The organism is Calothrix sp. PCC 7507, assembly GCF_000316575.1.
Lineage (GTDB): Bacteria > Cyanobacteriota > Cyanobacteriia > Cyanobacteriales > Nostocaceae > Fortiea.
In genome coordinates this window covers 3,258,914-3,279,624 of sequence record NC_019682.1, presented here as the reverse complement: position 1 = coordinate 3,279,624, position 20,711 = coordinate 3,258,914, and the positions used below count along the sequence as shown (strand labels likewise).

Sequence of the window (20,711 nt, the reverse complement as noted above, 5' to 3'; positions counted from 1 at the left end):
TTTTGAAAAATAACTGTGAAAATTAAACGAATCGCTGTATTAAAAATAGTCATTAGTTTGGCTATTATTACTCTATTACTCACCCGCATCAACTTAATTCAAGCCTGGAATCAATTACAGAATCTATCTCTCCCATTTATAGTTTTTGCATTGCTATATTACGCAGGATGTCAATGGTTAAGCTGCTGGCGATGGCAATTAGTTATTAGAGCGACTGGTTACTCAATACCAATGAGTACTCTCCTTAGTAGCTATTTCATAGGGATGTTTGTCAATATTTTTCTCCCAGGATCTATAGGTGGAGATGTCTATCGAGTTTATCGGGTTGCTCAAAAAATACAAGATTCAGAAGCAGCACTTGCGTCTGTATTTTTAGAAAGATTTACAGGTCTTGCATCTTTATCAATGATAGCTTTGTTAGCTTTACCAGCCGCTTTTAGGCTAGTGGGACGTTGGGATATCATTATTCTATTGATAACTTGTATAGTAACGCTCATGGGAGGTACTTTATTGATAGCCAATTCCAAGTTATTAGCTTGGGCAGAACCTTGGCTGATCAAGTTTCATCTTGGTAGTTTTGCAGTCCGCTTTGCAAAAATCCAAATATTTTTGCATAAATTTACTCAAAATCGTCGGGCATTAGTTTTATCAATGGTGCTTTCATTATTACTTCAGTTAGCAATAGTATATTATTTCTATATAGTGGCTAATCAGTTAAAAATCCCAATTTCTTCTTTAGAGCTTCTAGTATTTATTCCGATAATTACGGTAGTTACTATCCTCCCCATCTCTTTAGGAGGTCTAGGTCTAAGAGAGGGATTATGGGTCTATTTGTTTACTCGTGTTGATCTCAATGCCGAGCAAGCCATTTTATTATCTCTAACTACAACTTTATTGAATTGGTTTGTTAGTTTTTCTGGGGCTATAATTTTAGGACTAGATGCGGCTGGGATAGAAGTTATTAAGAAGAGTAGAGTTGATTAAATCTACTGGATACTGTCGATCATTTATAAGCTAATACAATTCAAAACTTGGAGGTTTGATATGATGGATATAATACAACGTTTGATAGATAGGACTACAAATCGGTTTCTTTTGTTAAATTATAGGGTTAATGCTCAACAACTAATAAATACAATCTTAATGGATGCTCGTTACCAAGATCCAAAAAGGTTGGAACAATATGGTTTTAAAGCTTATTCGCAAAATGATGAAGATGGCATCATCGCAGAAATATTCAAAAGAATTGGCATAAAAAACTATTCTTTCGTCGAATTTGGTGCTGCTAAAGGTCTGGAAAATAATACTCTTTACTTACTTTATCAAGGTTGGACTGGTCTTTGGATTGAAGCAGGAAAAAAGAACTGTAATTTTATCAGGAATAAATTTGCTTCAGCCGTATCATCATCTCAACTTAAGCTAACGAATTCATTCATCACACGAGATAACATTAATCAGTTATTTACCGACAATGACGTGATCGGAGAAATTGATTTATTAAGTATAGATATTGATGGCAACGATTATCATGTATGGGAAACCATAGACGTAATAAACCCAAGGGTTATCGTTATTGAATATAATGCTAAATTTAGACCTCCTGCTATATATGTTATGGAATACAATCCCAATCATACATGGAAGTATACTGACTATTTTAACGCTTCTCTAAAGTCTCTAGAAAAACTAGGTAATTACAAAGGATATAAACTTGTTGGATGTAATATTACTGGTTTAAATGCTTTTTTTGTGCGCGAAGATTTAGTAGGAGATTTATTTCAAGAACCATTTACAGCCGAAAACTTTTACCAACCACCACGATATTACTTAACTCCTTTTTATGCGAGTGCAGGTGGACATAAGGCTGATTTTGGCTTGTATATAGCAAAATAGAAGACAAGCTGCTGATGATCTAAGCGCTATTTCATTTACTATATTTATTGTTATCCTGTTGAATGGACTGTATCTGCCTAACCTAGGGTCATCATGCCGAAATCGAAAAAGAGCGCTACTCCTATCAATCTAAATGACCCGCAGTACTATCTCAATCGAGAGTTAAGCTGGTTAGAGTTCAATAGCAGGGTTTTGCATGAGGCTTTTGACCAAAGAACGCCGCTTCTAGAAAGACTTAAGTTTTTGGCAATCTTCACTTCTAACCTAGATGAGTTTTTCATGGTGCGGGTTGCAGGCTTAAAGCAACAAGTAGAGGCAAAAGTCAGTCAGTTAAGTCCCGATGGACGGACACCGCAACAGCAGCTAGACGATATTAGGTTTACTCTTAGTCCCCAGGTAACGAAGCAGCACCAAAATTTTGAACAAGTACTACGCCCGTTGCTAGCAAATAATCGTATCCATATCTTGGACTACATCGATTTGACTCAGAGACAGCGGAATTATCTAGATAACTATTTTGAAGAACAAATATTTCCGGTTCTGACTCCGTTGGCGGTTGATCCGAGTCATCCATTCCCTTATATTTCTAATCTCAGCCTGAATTTGGCAGTGGTGGTCAAAAACCCAGAAACTGAAGAAGAATTCTTTGCTAGAGTCAAAGTCCCTAGCGTCCTACCTAGGTTTTTGCCTTTACCACCAGAGTTGGGAATTCAGCATAATGGACAACCTGCCCACTGGACTGGGGTGCCTTTGGAACAGGCGATCGCTCATAATCTATATTCCCTCTTTCCGGGAATGAATATCCAAGAATATCATCCCTTCCGCATTACCCGTGACGCTGATTTGGCGCTGGAAGAAGATGAAGCAGATGATCTACTCCTAGCGATCGAACAAGAACTACGAAAACGGCGCATGGGTGGAACTCCAGTACGGCTAGAAATTCAACCCCAGACTCCCGATCCAGTGCGTTCGAGACTGTTGCAAGATTTGGAATTAACTGAAAGTGATGTTTACGAAGTAGACGGTCTTTTGGGATTGCGTGACTTAATGTATTTTATGTCACTACCTCTACCAGAACTTAAAGAGCCACCGAGACAGTCTGTAGTTCCTCCCCGTCTGCAGTGGTTGCGAGAACCAAATGTAGACTTAGACATACCAGAGTTAGAGGAAGGGAAAGATTTTTTTGCCGTCATTCGTGAAAAGGATTTGCTAGTACACCATCCCTATCAATCTTTTTCAACAACCGTAGTGCGTTTTATTACTCATGCTGCCCATGATCCAAATGTGCTAGCGATCAAGATGACTCTTTACCGGACTTCTGGAGACTCGCCGATCGTCAATGCCTTAATTACCGCCGCTGAAAACGGTAAGCAAGTGTCTGTACTGGTGGAATTAAAAGCGCGGTTTGATGAAGAGAATAATATTTATTGGGCGAGGCGGCTAGAAAGAGTTGGAGTTCATGTTGTTTATGGCTTGGTGGGACTAAAGACCCATTGTAAAACCGTCATGGTGGTGCGACGAGAAAAAGACCGGATGCGTCGCTACGTGCATATTGGGACTGGTAACTATAACCCAAAAACAGCACGACTTTATACAGACTTGGGATTGTTCAGCTGTCGTGAGGAATTGGGCGCGGATATTACTGACTTATTTAATTTCTTGACTGGCTACTCTAGGCAAAAGTCTTATCGCCAATTGTTGGTTGCGCCTGTGAATATGCGCGATCGCTTTCTTGCACTCATTCATCGTGAAATCGAAAACGCTCAACAAGGATTTACAGGGAGGATTGTAGCTAAAATGAATGCCCTCGTTGATCCACAAATCATCGCCACTTTATATGAAGCCTCTCGCGCCGGAGTCCAAATAGACCTCATCGTTAGGGGCGTTTGCTGTCTACGTCCCGGACTCAAAGACATCAGTGACAATATTCGCGTCATTAGCATAGTTGGTCGCTTTTTAGAACATTCCCGCCTGTTTTATTTTTATAACAACGCTCAAGAAGAAATCTATATTGGTAGCGCGGATTGGATGCGCCGCAATTTGGATCGCCGGGTAGAAGTGATTACTCCAGTTAATGACCCAGATATTGCCAAGGATTTGCAAGAAATTCTGGGAATTATGCTAGCAGATAATCGCCAAGCATGGGATTTACAGCCCAATGGTAGTTATATTCAACGCCGTCCTGGTGATGATGCTCCAGAAACTAATTCACAAAAAACGCTCATAAATATGTCATTACGCTCAACTAATATTGCCTCCAATCTGATTAATTCAAAAAAGAATTCTTTTTACCTTGACAACTAGCTCAACTTAGTTTTTTTAGAAAACTTTATTTTTTACAATTTATCTAAAATTTAGTTGTCCTCGGTACACACACATTATTCAACCATAGGATAGAGTGATTATTGGTGCTAGTTCCCATAAACTATAGAAGTTATAGTATCTAGTTTTTTCCCTTGAATGTTAATGTTGTCCTGTGAGTCTTCTACCTTGCGCGTTTTAGTGGTTGACGATCACGAACTGACTCGTTTAACCCTACAATTAGCTTTTTCTTGCCAAGAGAATATTCAAGTAGTAGGTTTAGCCAGTAATGGTCAAGAAGCTATAGAAATAGTTAAACGCTGCCACCCTGATGTAATTGTTCTAGATTTACAGATGCCCGTCATGGACGGCTGGAGTGCCTCTAGTCATATTAAAGCTATTTCTCCTAATACTCAAATCCTTGCTTACTCCTCAGTGGAAGACGCAAGTTTTCAGGATACTAAAGCAATGCCTAGTTTTGATGATGTTTGCAAAAAAGATGTGCCGACAACCGAACTCATTGCTTTGGTGAGACAGTTAGGACAGCGCGGCGGATATGGCTCAGTTAGAGGATAAAGATTCTGGATTAACCTAGTACAGCACGGCTTAAATCAACATACTATACACTGCCTTAAGCCACTCCGCGTCTACAAAATGACCCAAAAGCCCGAAATACAATTCTTTTGACTTCCGCTCCGCGGTACTAGATGTGCTGCAACTCTGAGTCTTAGGAAATATTTTCTTGATTAAAAGCGTCGGTACAGCTTGGAATTAACGCTATACCGACGCAAATTGTGCTATTTACTACGCTTAGGTAAGCTTAATTATTTTCCGTTTCTGGAATGGTACGCCTAAATTCATCAATCAACTCATCCAATTCCTCTAAAGCCTGATTCACGTCAATTCTCAAAATTCCTAGGTTTGGTTGCTCTAGTAAGCTCAATAGGTACTCACGTTTACCCCGAACTACAGCAATTCGCTCTTTTATTGTCTGTAAATCCATTTTTTGCATTCCTTAACTATCTTCAAATTTAAAATTAACGCAAAACAAGGGCACGGCTGAGGATTTTTCTACTTAACCTAGCTCACTCCATATATAAATCTACGGTTCTGAGCATTGCAATTTCCTAGTGAATTTTGTCTATGCTCTTCCCTAAATTGTTACTCATAGCCGATGATAATAAAGCTGAGGTGTTAAGAATTTATCCTAACCTAAGATCATGTTACGCCAAATTTCTTTGGGAACAATCGGTTTAATCGTCGGCAGCATATTAACTATAACTGGCTTTGTTGCCTATGCCGCTGATAATGCCACACTTAATCTTGTGGGATTTTTTTATGGAATTCCTTTATTGTTGGGAGGATTAGCACTGAAAGCTAATGAACTAAAGCCCATACCGTTTAGCCAGTCAACGACGCCATCAGTCTTACTACTGCGGAAGGAGCAAGCAACTGTTACTCAAAATAAAATTCGCAAGGACATCACCCGATATTGCTACGGTCAAGATGCTCATTTAGATAGTGCATTATCTTACTTGGGTTTAAGTCCTACAGACGAGGAACGACCAATCATTACAGCATTGCGAGAAACGGAAGTTAATGGGGCTTATGCCTTAATTTTAGAATTTGATTCGCCATTTATAGCAATTGATGCTTGGCAGCAAAAGCAGGAAAAAATGACTAGTTATTTTGGACCTGGAGTAGAGATTCAAATCACACAGCCAGATGAAAATAAAATTGAACTGACGCTGATTACGATTTCAAAATAGTTAAGGATCAAAGGTCAAGGGTCAAGAGAGTTGTAACTTTGGACTCTTGACTAAGAGGTTATTTTTCCAATCGCACTGCATACCATTGTAAATATTGACCAGGTTCAGTATCCAATTCACAACTGGTATCAATTAAATGTTTGGCTTGAGATTCTATAGAATCAAACTTCTGCAAATCAGGTGGTAAATCCTGAAACCTGAGTTTTCGCAGAACTATCTTGAGTTTTTCTAACAACTCAGAGGCAGTCATAAATTGTTCTGCTTGATTTGTTTCTAGGACAACGAAATTATCCTGTTGATACATTAATGGATTTGGCATTTAGATGATTTTTACTCACTAGAAACTTTTGATTATTTGCATAGAATTATACTAATGTAATTTTCTGATAAGTAAGTAATTTTTGATATAAATTTGATTTTTAGTAACTTCCTGTGGTTGAGGATTTATATCTTCAACTTTTATTTTAGCCAGCAAATTAGTATTTATCGGAAAAATAACTTATTTTTGTGAAGAAGATTAGATGTATAACCCGATACGCGAAAGGTTTCATTCAAGCGTAGTAGCCCAAAAGCAAATTAACAATCAACTTTTGCAGTTGCTCAGTCTTCGCTGAATTTAATTATCTCAAAACTCGTATTTATCAGCAACCTTTGGGAATTTATTGACTAAATCAGTGGTGTCAAAAATTACTGTATTACTCAGGAGCGGAGTTGTGTCTTTGAAGTTTTTGAGAAAATGACGATTTGACTTGAGCAGTGGGGAATCATAGATAGTAACATTTCTTGTCATGTCCATAGCAGGACTTGAAGGTAATTCTTACCTTTTCGTTCCAAATACACATATTGTTTATGCAACCTTGTCATCTACTATTTGCTTGGCTCAAAATAATCGAACGTTGTACTGACCGACGGCAAGATAGACTTTTGCTGCTAGTTTTAGCTTTGATGCAGGAAGTATTTTCTTTGTTTTCATCAGCACGCCTTTTTGTCAAAATACTCCCAAAAGTCAATGCTCAAACAAATTATACCAGCTGCGATTCCTACCACTAGGTATAAAGTAGACAGATCTAGCCAGAGGTATCTCTGGAATGCTTACGGAAATGTCGTAAATCCTGGGCAGTTATTTTACACACAGTATTTGTTGTGTTCACAATATCTTCTGCTAAATCTCGATCCAGTAAGATTTTGACTACGACAGAATAACGATCGCTCACAGGTGATTTAGTTAAAGAGGTAAGTTTTCCCAGGTTTGCCCGTACCGATATTCTCATTTTCTGTGGAACGCAACTCATGTCAGGCATAAGCCCATTTTCTCTTTCCAAGCAACCGCCAGTCATTCTGGTGGCCGATGATGATAAGACCATCCGAGTGCTGTTGCGTAAAGCTATGGAACAAGAAGGCTATCGAGTGGTCGAGGTCAATGATGGTAAACAGTGTCTAGATGCTTATGAGACTATCAAACCAGACATAGTTTTGCTAGATGCGATGATGCCTGTAATGGATGGCTTTAGCTGTTGTAAGCACTTGCTCAAAATTGCTCGGAATAATTTGATGTCGGCACTGGCAACTTTTGATACTGACTCTGCTATGGGTAATACGGTGATTTCTAAATTATGGGAACGGACACCCATATTAATGATCACATCTTTAGACGATGAAGAGTCAGTAAATCGTGCTTTTGAAGTAGGTGCGACAGATTACATCACTAAGCCAATTCACTGGGCAGTGTTGCGTCAGCGGTTACGAAGACTACTGCAACAAGCTCATGTATATAAACAGTTAGAGGCAGCAAACCAAGCTTTACAACATCTTGCTAATGTTGATGGTTTGACTGGGTTAGCCAATCGCCGCCGTTTTGACGATTATCTCAATACTCAGTGGATTAATCTAGCACAAGAGGAATTGCCTTTATCACTGATTTTGTGCGATATCGACTTTTTCAAACTTTACAACGATCAATATGGTCATCCGGCTGGCGATGTTTGTTTACAACAGGTAGGTGCTGTTTTAACGGAGAACGCACAGAAAAATCAGGATTTGGTGGCACGTTATGGCGGTGAGGAATTTGCCGTAATTATGCCTAACACTCATGCTTCTGGTGCAGTTTATGTCGCAGCTGCAATGCAAGCAGGAGTGAGAGATTTGCAAATTGTGCATGACAGGTCGGCGGTGAGTGAGTATGTCACTCTCAGTATGGGGGTGGCAACTACCATTCCTACTTGGGAAACTTCACCCTCAGATTTGATTGAGGCAGCGGATAAAGCACTTTATCAAGCAAAGGCAGAGGGGCGCGATCGCACAATTCTCAAGTCAATGTATGTCAATGATTAGGAAGGATAAACTGGCAATGTAAAGTGGAACCATGCCCCGCCATTGGGTACAGAGTCTACCCAAATTTGACCGTAGTGGGAGCGAACAATGCGTTGGCATAAACAAAGACCTATGCCATAGCCTTCTGTTGCTTCATCTCGTTGCAGGCGGAAGTGATTTTCAAAGATGCGATCGCGATTTTCATCGGGAATTCCCGGCCCTGTGTCACCAATGCTGAACTGAACTTTTTGCGTCGTCCGGTGCAGTCCAGCGACGCTGATTTTGCCGCCTGCTGGTGTGTATTTAATCGCGTTGTCCAAGAGATTTACCAATACTTGGCGGATGCGTTCTGGATCGGCATAGACACAGGGTAAGTCTTGGGGGATATCTGTTTCGATCTTTTGGGATTTGCTGGTGTAGCGATCGCGTAATTCTTCCAATACATCTAAGCAGAGCTTGCCTAATTCCATCTTTTGTGGTATAATAGGTAGCTCAGTATCACCTCCCCGACCCACCTGTAAGAGATCGGCAATCATCCGGTCAATTGTTTTTGCTTGACTACGGGCTTGTTTTAACAAGTGCGCTGTCATTGCTGGTTTGAGGCGACCGAATCCACCCGTCTCTAAATTGTAATTTGATTGCAGCGTTTCGATGGCGATCGCAGCAGCAGTTAAAGGATTGCGGAGGTCGTGTGCCAGCATCGCGATCACTCGGTCTTTGAATTGTAGTTGCTCCTGGAGTTTTTCTTTCTCTTGTTTCAAGCGAAAAATTTCGTCTGAGAGTCTAATTAGTTCAGCAGAAACAGCTACTGAACGGATGGTTGATTTGGCTGATGACATTCGGCCATTCTCATCTATACGTTCTTGTAAATCTTCCTGTAATTTTAAGTAGGCGTCTACAGCGGTTTGCCAGCGAGGCCACCAATTTTTTAATTGGGCAATGATATTACTCCCAGCGAGGACTTGTCTGGGTTCCGGGTGGATTTTGACTAAAGCTGGCGTGGCTACTAATTTAAAGTGTTCCGCCAAATAAGGTTGTTGCCCGACATCAATGATTTGAAGTTCAAAGTTATACTCAGCCTGCAACTCCTTTAGGTAGGCGCGTATTCGCTGCACCTGTTGTCGGGACTTGGGTCGCCCATCGACAAACAGCAGCAGCTGCAGTGGAGCCTCAGAATAGATAGGCTGATCCTGGGAAACTGGCATGTAATCGTGTTTCAGCACTGGTAACAACCCGGCGACGCTTTACAGAAAGCAAAATTAACCGTGGCAATTTTAGATTTTGGATTTTGGATTTTGGATTTTAGAATTGTTTTTTTCGGTACAAACCCCGCACCTCGTGGGCGGAACAAATCTAAAAGACGCTCGCGGACTCGCTAACGCTTCTCTATCGTCAATCTCAAATCAACAAAGGTATGGGACTTGTGATCAGGGTCAATCCAAAATTGCAAATCTAAAATCCAAAATTGTTTGATTGACGGTTGTCGATGGTCGTTCTTTTTTTTCAATTTAATATCTATTTTAGATTTTTCATACTCCTATCAGATCGGCGTTTTGCAGATGAGATACATCTTTTTCAGCCTTTTACTGCCTTTTTGGCTAACCTCTGTCCCAAATAGCACTCAAAATCGTGATTATGAGTCCCAAATTTCCCGTAATCAAAATCTTGCATCTGAGCAAACAGATGAAAAATTTTATACTACGGCAAGAGATTTAGTGCAGCAGCAAGTAAATTTGATTGCTCGGATTGAGCAAGCACTCACCGAACCTGATATTAATCCCATGCGGTCTGTTAGGGGGCAATTAACCATCCACGTCAAGTCCGTAGAAGGTTTTCTCAACCGTCAATATCAAAGCCCCAAAACTTTGTGTACCCCAAGGGTGGATTCCGCTACAAAAGTTCCCCTGTCACCTGAGCAGTTAACTGAGTCACAAGTAAAAATTTACTGCTCTTTGTATACTTCTAGCCAGGAATTGTTAAAACTTACCCCAGTACTAGATCAATTATTGTCTCGGAGGGGCGAGCTAGCCTTAGTTAGACCATTACCCCTAGTGACTGGGGAGCGACAATTAGACTCCGTACTGACGATTGCGCCCATACAACGTCCTCATCTTGGTAAGCGAGCGACACCTTTCTCTACCTGGGAACCAAATTTATCGCCAGCCTCAGCACCAATCATTGGTAGGAATGCGAAAACAGCCATAGCTAATTATCAACCGCCCCTGCAACCTGCGATCGCATCTCCCCAAGCAGCACTAACTGTTGTGGCCGCAGCCAAGAAGTCATTAACGACAGCACAATTGGCATTTCCCTCAGAAACTCAATTCACAGATCCTCAGAGAAATTCAGCAATACTTGACCGTTTTGCTTACGACATCGATTCCCAAGAACCGCAAATTCACGCCAAGTTTCTGGAATTACCTAACACTGGCATTTTTCGCGTTTTACCTTACCTGACTTACTATCGTCCGCCGAATACCCTGCGAAATCGATTACAAACCCAGGTGAGCGATCGCTATCCCTTCCCCTCTTTAGGTGAAACTCAGGGGGGCTTCACACCCAGTCTAGCACTTCAACTGGTTGGCGATCGCTTCGCAATCAAACCTCAAGGAGCAGACTACAGTTTTATGGTCGATTTGGGTGATGTCCCTCTAGAAAAGTTGGATGGGAAATTGCAAGCTGTGGTTTCACCAATGCGAGAATTTTTTCTGAACTACCAGCCACCGCAGCAATTAGAAGCCTTACAAGTAGAACGGCGGCGGTTCATCACTGGCAAAGACCAGAACTGGAAATTAAGTCAAGTTATTTTGGCTGATGCTCAAGCCGAATTAAATCATACTTATTTAGTGCGATCGCTACAATTTCAACTACCAGAGAAGATTTTGAGCAATACACCAATCTCCCAGCCAAAACCCCGTCTAGACCCATCACAACAGCTACACAGCAGCGATATCATCCTCACCTTCCGACCAGTCCGTCGTCGTTCAGATGGTAGCTATACTATCCTTTGGCGGGTTTTAAATCGGTTACCAGACCCACAAATTGAAAATTTACAATCACAGGCAATAAATAGGGAATAGGCAATAGGCAATAGGCAAGAGGAAAGATAAATGCCCCATGCCCTATTCTCCGTCATTCAATCAACAGTCTGCGCTAGGGTAGGAATTGACACTAACTAAATTTGTGATTTCCTGTGCTGCCCTGTAAACGTCCAACTGTCCTCCTGAGTTTGGCTGCTTTACTCACTTCATTAACAGCCTGTGCCAACAGTCCCGTTGCCAAAAACCTTGAGCAGTCTTTGGCAGCAGATCCCAGGTTGCAAAATAATCCAGCTATTTTTGGAAAAGCTCAGAGTAACGAACCGCAAACGCGGCAGAATCAATCAATTATTCAGTTACCTGCTGATTTTCCCAAAGATATCCCCTTATATCCCAACGCCAAACTAGAAGCAGTCACACCTGCTGTTGACTCAGCAAACAAAGCATCCACTCGCTGGCTAAGTTCTGACCCCAGCAATTTTATCACTAGCTTTTATCGCGACCAGTTGCAGTCCAACAACTGGCAAATTTTGCAAAAGCCCACAGACGATGCTGTTGGTGCTTTTGAGGCGCGGCGCAATGATTTAGTTGTGAAGATTTCCATTCAGGCGAAATCAGTCACCAACCCCGCACCCAATCAACCACAAACAGCCACTGAATTACTGATTGAGTATCAACCTAATAGCACCACAACAGCCCAAAATCCTAACGACATCCCCCAACCAGGAGATCCACAGTTTATTGGCCCAATACCACCTGCGAATTTGGCAACACAGCCAGACAGCATACCTGATAGCCAACCAACTGCTACAGCTACACCAGACTCTCAAGAGTTCAGCGATTTGAACAATGCACCACAAGAATTGCGACAACACATCCAAGATTTGGCAAAGTTAGGTGTTTTGTCGAAACAATCTCAGTCAACTAAGAGTGTTAATCCTCCAAGCAACCAATTTGCACCCGCAAAAATCATAACCCGAAGAGAATACGCTAGTTGGCTAGTGAATGCTAACAATGCAATGTATGCGAATAATCCAGCTAAACAGATTCGCTTGGCATCAACAAGCACTCAACCAGCTTTTAGTGATGTGCCAGCAAAAGACCCAAATTTCCCAGCCATTCAAGGATTAGCCGAAGCTGGGCTAATTCCCAGTTCCTTGTCTGGTGATTCCACAGCCGTTTTATTTCGCCCTGATGCACCACTAACACGGGAGCAGTTGGTGTTGTGGAAATTACCTTTGGATACCCGCCAGGCTTTGCCTACAGCCAACTTAGATGCAGTCAAACAAACCTGGGGCTTTCAAGATGTGGGGAAAATAGACCCCAAAGCTTTGAGAGCAGTTTTAGCTGATTTCCAGAATGGAGAACAAGCGAATATTCGGCGAGTGTTTGGCTATACGACCTTATTTCAACCCAAAAAACCAGTTACTCGTGCTGAGGCTGCGGCTGCTTTGTGGTATTTCGGTACTCAGGGTGAAGGGATATCCGCTGTGGATGCTTTGAAGTTAAAGCGTCCTCAAACTTGATTCTGTGTCTCAATTTACAATAAAATTACCTATTAAGTTCGTCATCTTACCATCATGAACAGCGAACAAGCATCAGTGCAATCTTTCTACACTCTCACTGATGAAGAATTAATGTTAATGAGTTTGCAAAACTCAGAACTGCGGTTTGAGCGTAATGCTGATGGAACTTTAGAAACTATGACACCAACTGGAGGAATTTCTGGTAATAGAGAAATTAAAGCCGGAGCATATTTACTCAATTGGGTAGAAAGTCAGGATTTGGGTGAAGTTTTCGGGCCGAGTACTGGCTTTAGATTAGCTAATAGCGCTGTTAGAGCGCCAGATGCTGCTTTTGTGGCTAAGGGACGCTTACCTGAAAATTGGGATCAGCAAGAAGATAAATTTATTAACTTAGCACCTGACTTTGTAATTGAAATTCGTTCTAAAAATGACAGTTTGGCAAAACTTAAAGCCAAAATGGAAGAATACATCGCTAATGGTGTGAAGTTAGGATGGTTAATTGATAGTAAAAATCGGCAAGCCTTAGTTTATCGTCAAGATGGTTCCATCACCCAGTACCCAGCTACAGCAATTTTGAGTGGTGAAAATGTTGTGCCTGGATTTACTTTGCCTTTGATAAGATTATTATAAATGAGCCAAAAATAAGCCTCAATTTATTCATTTTCTGAGATTATTTTGGGAGTAATTGCTAATGGCACTATCAACTCAAGTATCTGCCGATGTTTCCCTAGAAGAGTTTCTGAAATTACCTGAAACCAAACCGGCTAGTGAATATATCAACGGATTGATTTACCAAAAACCTATGCCCCAAGGAAAACATAGTAGAATCCAAACTCGGTTATCAACTACTATTAATGAAGTAGGGGAACCTCAGGAAAAAGTTTTAGCATTAACTGAATTACGCTCCACGTTTGGGGGACGTTCCTTAGTTCCAGATATTGCTGTATTTGAGTGGTCACGTATCCCAACTGATGAAGATGGCGAGATTGCAAATAGGTTTGAAAGTTATCCAGATTGGATTATTGAAATCCTATCACCAGACCAATCTCCAAGCCGTGTGATTGACAAAATTATTTTTTGTATCAACGAGGGAACTAAATTAGGTTGGTTTATTGACCCCAATGATAAATCGGTGATGGTATTTCAGCCAAATCAATTACCAGCAGTGAAATATGATACTGATATCTTACCTGTGCTTGATGTGTTTGTAGATTGGCAAATAACAGCAGCAGATATTTTTAGTTGGTTGAAAGTTAAATAATTAAACTGAACTATACAGTTAATTCTGAGTTATTAGCATTATCTGTGACGCTATTATCGACTTTATTAACAAGGGTTCTTTATTGGACATATAGGATTAGTATTTGATTTTTGAAAAAATCTAAGTATCTGTAGTATCTGTAGGGTGGGCAGTGCCCACCAGATCAAGGTTTTGGTGGGCACTGCCCACCCTACGTGTATTTCAATATTCAAGTATGAATGAATCCTATAGATAAATAGTTGCAACAATCGAAATAAAACCTAGCAAATGACTATCAGTGCGGTCAGCGAGTCTATCATAATCTGCAAAAAATATTAGCGTGATTGACGGAGCGAATACTTAGAAGCTAAATCCAAATTTTAGCTTTCCTGATTTTCTTGGTGGGTGGCGATCGCAAAATTCTCCGCAATTGTGACGATTACGCTAGAATTGTTAAAGCTTCTTTACAGAATTTGCTGCTTACCTGCGATTCTGTTAAAACAGCCTGACATCCTAACATTAAGATGTAAATCTCAAAACCCCCACTAGAGTTCACAAACAGCTCCTATGACGCTCCCAATTCGTAACGTCGCCATTATCGCCCACGTTGACCACGGCAAAACCACCCTGGTTGACGCACTCCTCAAACAATCCGGCATTTTCCGCGAAGGCGAAGACGTTCCGGATTGTGTCATGGACTCCAACGCCCTGGAACGAGAACGGGGAATTACAATTCTTTCTAAAAACACAGCAGTTCGCTACAAAGAGACGCTGATCAATATTGTTGATACTCCTGGACACGCTGACTTTGGCGGTGAAGTAGAACGGGTACTCGGCATGGTTGACGGATGTCTGCTGATTGTCGATGCCAATGAAGGCCCCATGCCCCAAACGCGCTTTGTGTTGAAAAAGGCTTTGGAAAAAGGGTTGCGCCCCATCGTTGTTGTCAACAAAATTGACCGTGGTCAAGCCGATCCCCACGTTGCTGTTGATAAAGTGTTGGATCTGTTCTTGGAATTAGGCGCAGACGAAGACCAGTGTGATTTTACCTACCTGTTTGCCTCCGGGATGGGAGGTTATGCCAAGGAAAGCTTGGAAGCAGAATCGGTAGACATGCAACCCCTGTTTAACGCAATTCTGCAACACGTTCCAGCACCTGTAGGCGACGTTAACAAGCCGCTGCAATTACAGGTTACAACCCTAGATTATTCTGAATATCTGGGACGGATTGTGATTGGCAGAATTCACAACGGCACTATTCGCGCTGGGCAGCAAGCAGCTTTGGTGACAGAAAATGGCAGCATTGTCAAGGGTAAAATTACCAAGTTGATGGGCTTTGAAGGGCTAAAGCGGGTGGAAATGGAAGAAGCCACCGCTGGTTATATTGTCGCAGTCGCTGGTTTTGCGGATGCTTACATTGGGGAAACGATTACTGACCCCAATGAACCCCAAGCGCTACCACTAATTAAAGTGGATGAGCCTACCTTGCAAATGACCTTCTGGGTAAATGATTCACCCTTTGCTGGTCAAGAGGGTAAGTTGGTGACATCAAGACAAGTGCGCGATCGCCTATTCCGCGAACTAGAAACCAACGTCGCATTGCGTGTTGAAGAAACCGACTCCCCCGATAAATTTCTAGTTTCCGGTCGTGGAGAACTCCACCTCGGTATTTTAATCGAAACCATGCGCCGGGAAGGCTTCGAGTTTCAAGTATCTCAGCCACAGGTAATTTACCGAGAAATCAACGGTCAACCTTGCGAACCTTATGAACTCTTGGTGTTGGATATTCCTGGTGATGCTGTCGGTAGCTGTATCGAACGCCTGGGACAACGGAAAGGCGAAATGCAAGATATGCAACCCGGTAGTGGCGATCGCACTCAGCTAGAGTTTGTCATTCCCGCCCGTGGCTTGATTGGTTTCCGGGGTGAATTCATGCGGATGTCTCGCGGTGAAGGCATCATGAATCACAGCTTCTTGGATTATCGTCAACTCAGTGGCGATATCGAAGCTCGCAACAAAGGCGTTTTAATCTCCTTTGAAGAAGGCGTTTCTACCTTCTACGCCATGAAGAACGCTGAAGATAGAGGCTCATTCTTTATCACTCCTGGTACTAAAGTTTACAGAGGTATGATTGTCGGTGAACACAATCGCCCCCAAGACTTAGAACTGAATATCTGTAAGACCAAACAGTTAACCAACCACCGTGCCGCTGGTGGTGATGAACTAGTCCAGTTGCAAGCACCAGTAGACATGAGTCTAGAACGGGCTTTGGAATATATCGGCCCCGATGAATTAGTGGAAGTTACACCCCAATCAATTCGCCTGCGGAAGATGTCGAAGAAGTTGGCGAAACGGTAAGTAAAGTTACTTAATTGACTTAGAAAGCCCGCATCTGCGGGCTTTTTAGTTTGTTATTTGTAGTAACATTTGCTAATGTCTTGATTTGCACTTTTCTACTTATCTAAAAAATTCTTAATATTGTGCCAAATATTTTGTATGTACAGATAGTCAGGACTAGCCCTTTCAAGGTGAACGTTTGTACTATGAAATAAATGACGTTAGGAGGTTTAATAAGTTACTTGTCAAATAAAAATCTAAAACTTACAGAATGGCGCTTATCTATAAAAAAGGATGAACTGATTAGTCGTAAACAACTTTATGTTGAATTTTTAGGAGAAGTAAATCGACTTATTTTATTTTCCATAGAAGAAAAGGCTAGCAGTACAAAACATTTTGAATTCTTAATGAAATGTTTCTCTCATATTGAATTAACAGCATCTGAAAATGTGATTGAAAAAGCTAAAATTATAACAGATGCCATAGTTACTTGTCATAGCCAATCAGATAACAAGCAAAACCAAAATATTTATAATTTGAAGAAACACTTTATTAAAGCTGTAAAAGATGAAATTTTTAGTTTAGAAAACAATTATCCTTCTTAATGGGGAAGAAAGTGAATAATTTTACATGGAATTTGAATGGAATCCAGACAAAGCAACACTAAACCTTGAGAAACATGGTGTTTCTTTTCAGGAAGCTGCAACCGTATTTAATGACCAGCTATCCGTAACTTTTCCTGATCCTGACCACTCCATTAGAGAAAGTCGCTACGTTATCATTGGCTTATCTAGGTTTGAACAACTTTTAGTTGTTGCACATACTGATAGAGGGGAAAAGATCCGAATTATCAGCGCCCGAAAAGCTACGCGCCAAGAGAAGAGGTTTTATGAAGAAGGAAGTTGAAAACGAAATGGAAGATGAATTACGTTCTGAGTACGACTTCACTCAAATGCAGGCAGGCGTTAGAGGTAAATATGTTGAGCGATATCGTACACAAACGAACCTAGTGCGTTTAGATCCCGATGTTGCCCAAGCTTTTCCCACTGATGAAGCAGTGAATAACGCATTAAGATTACTAATCCAGATTGCCCAGCGCCAGCATAACAATACTACTGTACAGCGAACAGAATAAAATTTATCAGCAAGAGCTAAGACTGTTGAAACGTCACGGTGTTAGCGACGAGGTTGTCCATGAAGCCCTCAGTGAAGTTACTCAAAGATAGTTCAATTGCGATCGCAGCCAACATCTCAGATCAGATTAGTGGGAAGCGATCGCTTATGGGCGAGACGCAACCCATAATAATAAACTAGAGTGTTGCGATTCTTGGCAGATGAGGACTTGAAAAGGATTATTTACTCATTTTGGAATAAATACACCCCACAGCATTTTCCTTGAGCAAATGGTGTGAGGTTTTAAAAATGGGTTTTAGTGAATTGTGGTTAAAGCACATGCAGTAAGCTAGGAATGCTATCTATTGCTTCTAGGGTACGAATTTCTGCTAAGGCTTGGCGAAAATCCCCTTCTCTAACATCGTGAGTCACAACCACAATCTCTGCTAGTTCTCCTTGAAAGCCAGTTTGCACAATCGATTCTAAGCTAACGCCATGATTGCCAAAGCAAGTGCCCAATTTGCCAATCACTCCTGGTTGATCTCTAGTCAGAAACCGAGTGTAAAAACGGGTTACTAGTTCCGCCATCGGCGCAATTTGACAGTAATCTTGATGTCCACAAGTCAATAGCAGATTTGGGTTAGCTGTACTGGTTTTGAGGGTAGCAACTAAATTTAATATATCTGACGATACAGCGCTGGCAGTTGCACCAGCACCAGCACCAGGCCCGAAGAACATTACTTGCCCAATTGGTTCTCCTTCGACAAGGATGGCATTATACACCCCATTGATGCTGGCTAATGGGTGTGTTTTGGATACCAGGGTGGGATGAACTCGGACTGAAAGGGGAGATGAAGGAGTGATGCGTTTGGCGATCGCTAACAGTTTAATCACAAATCCCAATTTTTCGGCGTAGGCAATATCTGTTTTGCTAACTTGCCGAATTCCCTCACAATAGACATCTTCTAAATGGATGCGTCCACCAAAGGCTAATGAGGCTAAGATGGCAATTTTATCAGCAGCGTCTAAGCCATCCACATCGGCGGTGGGGTCTGCCTCAGCATAACCCAATCTTTGGGCATCAGCTAACACATCACTAAAGTTGCTACCTTCGGTCTGCATCCGTGTGAGGATGTAGTTAGTCGTACCGTTGACTATGCCTGTAACGGAGTGAATCCTGTTAACACTTAAAGATTGCTTCAGGGGTTGAATCACAGGGATACCACCACCAACAGCCGCTTCTAGCAAGACATATACCCCGGTTTGATTGGCTGTGGTGAAGATTTCATCGCCAAAGCGGGCGATCGCTGCTTTATTGGCTGTAACAACGTGTTTGCCATTGCGTAGGGCTTGGAGGATGAGGGATCGCGCTGGTTCTAGTCCCCCCATCACCTCAACGACTATATCTACCTCTGGATCGTTGACAATTGACTCTAAATCTGATGTGATCACTCCCGGTGACAATTCTACTGTCCGGGGTTTATCAAGCGATCGGACTCCCACTCGATATATTTCTATCTCTTGCAACAACGGATGGCGTCCAACTGCATCTTGCAGCAACTGCACTGTCCCCGTTCCTACCGTACCTAATCCTAATATTCCCAGCTTTACACCCACAAACTTTGCACCAAATTTAGTGCTGAGTACTAAGCAATGAGTGCTGAGTGGTTACAAGTACTAAGTACTCTCACGATCAGAACTGAGAACTTTTTCCTCAGCTATTTACAATATCTATATATAACAAAACAATAGTAGGCTGGGCACTGCCCAGCCTACTCAATCAAAACTCAGGACTCAAAACTTAGTAGGTTTCTACGTGCCAGCGACCAGCTTTTTTGAGGTCTTTTTGGTAATCACTCCAGGTGACGCCGTCTTTAGCAGCTGCTGCTGATAATGCCTCATCGATACCGCCTTCCATACCACGTAAACCGCAGATGTAGGTGTGGGTTTTTTCTTCTTTAATCAACTTCCACAGTTCATCTGCGTGTTCTGCTACACGGTCTTGGATGTACATTCTGCCACCTTGGGGATTCTTTTGTTCCCGGCTGATAGCATAAGTGAGACGGAAGTTATCAGGATATTTGTTTTGGATTTCTTCCAATTCTTCTTTATAGAGGATATTTGGTGTTGTTGGTACACCAAATATTAACCAAGAAAATCCTTTGAATTGATAATCCGGGTTAGCAGCTCGTTCTGCATCTTTAAACTGACGCCATAGGTAGGCCCGCATAGGCGCAATACCTGTTCCTGTTGCCATCATAATCACTTTGGCATCGGGGTCGCTGGGTAACAGCATTTCCTTACCCACAGGACCTGTGATTTTTACATCTTCCCCTGGTTTCAAGAAGCACAGGTGGGTAGAGCAAACACCGTACACTGTTTCGCCAGTTTCTGGATGCTTGTACTCCAATTGGCGGACACACAGTGATACTGTTTTGTCATCTACATTATCGCCGTGGCGAGTGGAAGCAATTGAGTACAGTCTGAGTTTTTCTGGCTTACCGTTCTTGTCTAATCCTGGTGGGATAATGCCAATACTCTGACCTTCGATATACTTCAGATTTCCACCAGATAGGTCAAATTTGATGTGCTGAACAATACCAATGCCACCTTCTTGAACTAGTGGTTCATTGGATATTACCTTACCAACAAACGGTGCATTGGGGCGGTAAAGGTTGACAGGAACGTCAGCGTGGGCGTCTTTTTTGGCTTTCGCTTGAGACATGGTGTTGCCTTTTGTGTCCTTCTTCTTAAGCTGTTCTTCAGCTGGTGATTTAGCGAAGCCTTTCACTTCACTTTTCGCTTTCACAGGTGTGGCTTGACCATTCCCTTCACTGCTAGCAGCCTCCCCATCTGTTGCCAATTCGTTGATTTTGCCGTTAGCAACCTCAATCGAATCTTGACCATTAACTTGTGCTAAAGCACTTAGGGGTTGAATACTAACAATTTTGCCGCCTAGGCGAGTGATACGTCGCATCTCTTGATTCATGCGGTTGTAAGGCACTCTGATGAATACACTGCCACTTTTACGAATTGGGTAGTTCGTTTGATCAGTTTCTTCGTTCTGACGCAGACCCACCACTTCGTAAACGAAGATGCGGCTACCTGATTCTGTGTTGGCAGCACCCTCAACAGCACCTTGATTAGACATTCGTTCTACCACTCCGATGTTTACTTAACCGTT

General features: G+C 41.9%; 20 protein-coding genes. 14 read left to right on the top strand and 6 right to left on the bottom strand.

Annotated features, from left to right (window positions below):
- The first annotated feature begins 15 nt into the window (after positions 1–15).
- The 4 genes from CAL7507_RS13905 (at position 16) to CAL7507_RS13890 (ending at position 4,770) form a co-directional block, all read left to right on the top strand.
- Complete coding sequence (locus CAL7507_RS13905) at positions 16–984, top strand: lysylphosphatidylglycerol synthase transmembrane domain-containing protein (RefSeq protein ID WP_015129108.1); 969 nt, start codon at positions 16–18, stop codon at positions 982–984.
- A 60-nt stretch (positions 985–1,044) separates the two neighbouring features.
- Positions 1,045–1,893 (top strand): hypothetical protein, encoded by an 849-nt coding sequence (locus CAL7507_RS13900; RefSeq protein WP_015129107.1) that lies wholly within the window; start codon positions 1,045–1,047, stop codon positions 1,891–1,893.
- Between the two features lie 93 nt (positions 1,894–1,986).
- The gene (ppk1, locus tag CAL7507_RS13895) at positions 1,987–4,197 is read left to right on the top strand and encodes a polyphosphate kinase 1 (RefSeq protein WP_015129106.1); all 2,211 of its coding nucleotides are present in this window, start codon (positions 1,987–1,989) and stop codon (positions 4,195–4,197) included.
- 156 nt (positions 4,198–4,353) lie between these two features.
- Positions 4,354–4,770 carry a response regulator transcription factor gene (locus tag CAL7507_RS13890; protein WP_015129105.1) on the top strand — a complete coding sequence of 139 codons (417 nt, stop codon included), beginning with the start codon at positions 4,354–4,356 and terminating at the stop codon, positions 4,768–4,770.
- Positions 4,771–5,014: 244 nt separating this feature from the next.
- Here CAL7507_RS13890 and CAL7507_RS13885 read toward each other — a convergent pair whose 3' ends face one another.
- Positions 5,015–5,197 carry a hypothetical protein gene (locus tag CAL7507_RS13885; protein WP_015129104.1) on the bottom strand — a complete coding sequence of 61 codons (183 nt, stop codon included), beginning with the start codon at positions 5,195–5,197 and terminating at the stop codon, positions 5,015–5,017.
- A gap of 217 nt (positions 5,198–5,414) precedes the next feature.
- Here CAL7507_RS13885 and CAL7507_RS13880 point away from each other — a divergent pair, with 217 nt between their 5' ends.
- Entirely contained in the window at positions 5,415–5,963 is a 549-nt protein-coding gene (locus CAL7507_RS13880; RefSeq protein WP_015129103.1) for a DUF2854 domain-containing protein, read from the top strand.
- 58 nt (positions 5,964–6,021) lie between these two features.
- Here the strand turns inward: CAL7507_RS13880 and CAL7507_RS13875 are convergent, their stop codons facing one another.
- Positions 6,022–6,282, bottom strand: a complete 261-nt coding sequence (locus tag CAL7507_RS13875; protein WP_015129102.1) for a chlororespiratory reduction protein 7 — start codon at positions 6,280–6,282, stop codon at positions 6,022–6,024.
- A gap of 748 nt (positions 6,283–7,030) precedes the next feature.
- Positions 7,031–7,234, bottom strand: a complete 204-nt coding sequence (locus tag CAL7507_RS31685) for a hypothetical protein (RefSeq protein WP_015129101.1) — start codon at positions 7,232–7,234, stop codon at positions 7,031–7,033.
- A gap of 19 nt (positions 7,235–7,253) precedes the next feature.
- Between CAL7507_RS31685 and CAL7507_RS13865 the strand changes: the two genes are divergently transcribed.
- On the top strand, positions 7,254–8,294 hold the full coding sequence (locus tag CAL7507_RS13865) for a PleD family two-component system response regulator (protein ID WP_015129100.1): 1,041 nt from the start codon (positions 7,254–7,256) through the stop codon (positions 8,292–8,294).
- Here CAL7507_RS13865 and CAL7507_RS13860 read toward each other — a convergent pair.
- A complete protein-coding gene (locus CAL7507_RS13860; protein WP_201447884.1) occupies positions 8,291–9,496 on the bottom strand; it encodes a histidine kinase in 1,206 nt (401 codons plus the stop codon). The genes CAL7507_RS13865 and CAL7507_RS13860 overlap by 4 nt on opposite strands.
- Before the next feature lie 336 nt (positions 9,497–9,832).
- Between CAL7507_RS13860 and CAL7507_RS13855 the strand changes: the two genes are divergently transcribed.
- The 8 genes from CAL7507_RS13855 (at position 9,833) to CAL7507_RS13820 (ending at position 17,549) form a co-directional block, all read left to right on the top strand.
- Positions 9,833–11,353 carry a hypothetical protein gene (locus CAL7507_RS13855; protein WP_015129098.1) on the top strand — a complete coding sequence of 507 codons (1,521 nt, stop codon included), beginning with the start codon at positions 9,833–9,835 and terminating at the stop codon, positions 11,351–11,353.
- Between the two features lie 113 nt (positions 11,354–11,466).
- The gene (locus tag CAL7507_RS13850; RefSeq protein ID WP_015129097.1) at positions 11,467–12,837 is read left to right on the top strand and encodes an S-layer homology domain-containing protein; all 1,371 of its coding nucleotides are present in this window, start codon (positions 11,467–11,469) and stop codon (positions 12,835–12,837) included.
- A gap of 54 nt (positions 12,838–12,891) precedes the next feature.
- Positions 12,892–13,467, top strand: coding sequence for a Uma2 family endonuclease (locus tag CAL7507_RS13845; protein WP_015129096.1), 576 nt, complete (start codon positions 12,892–12,894; stop codon positions 13,465–13,467).
- Positions 13,468–13,528: 61 nt separating this feature from the next.
- Entirely contained in the window at positions 13,529–14,098 is a 570-nt protein-coding gene (locus CAL7507_RS13840) for a Uma2 family endonuclease (RefSeq protein WP_015129095.1), read from the top strand.
- Positions 14,099–14,644: 546 nt separating this feature from the next.
- On the top strand, positions 14,645–16,435 hold the full coding sequence (gene typA / locus CAL7507_RS13835) for a translational GTPase TypA (RefSeq protein WP_015129094.1): 1,791 nt from the start codon (positions 14,645–14,647) through the stop codon (positions 16,433–16,435).
- 194 nt (positions 16,436–16,629) lie between these two features.
- Positions 16,630–17,019, top strand: a complete 390-nt coding sequence (locus CAL7507_RS13830; protein WP_015129093.1) for a hypothetical protein — start codon at positions 16,630–16,632, stop codon at positions 17,017–17,019.
- Between the two features lie 25 nt (positions 17,020–17,044).
- Positions 17,045–17,320, top strand: coding sequence for a BrnT family toxin (locus CAL7507_RS13825; RefSeq protein ID WP_015129092.1), 276 nt, complete (start codon positions 17,045–17,047; stop codon positions 17,318–17,320).
- Positions 17,304–17,549, top strand: a complete 246-nt coding sequence (locus CAL7507_RS13820; RefSeq protein WP_015129091.1) for a hypothetical protein — start codon at positions 17,304–17,306, stop codon at positions 17,547–17,549. Before CAL7507_RS13825 ends, CAL7507_RS13820 begins: the two co-directional genes overlap by 17 nt.
- A gap of 308 nt (positions 17,550–17,857) precedes the next feature.
- Here CAL7507_RS13820 and CAL7507_RS13815 read toward each other — a convergent pair whose 3' ends face one another.
- Both CAL7507_RS13815 and petH read right to left on the bottom strand, forming a co-directional pair.
- Positions 17,858–19,144 carry a homoserine dehydrogenase gene (locus CAL7507_RS13815; protein WP_015129090.1) on the bottom strand — a complete coding sequence of 429 codons (1,287 nt, stop codon included), beginning with the start codon at positions 19,142–19,144 and terminating at the stop codon, positions 17,858–17,860.
- A gap of 184 nt (positions 19,145–19,328) precedes the next feature.
- A complete protein-coding gene (petH, locus tag CAL7507_RS13810) occupies positions 19,329–20,678 on the bottom strand; it encodes a ferredoxin--NADP reductase (RefSeq protein WP_015129089.1) in 1,350 nt (449 codons plus the stop codon).
- Between the last annotated feature and the right edge of the window lie 33 nt (positions 20,679–20,711).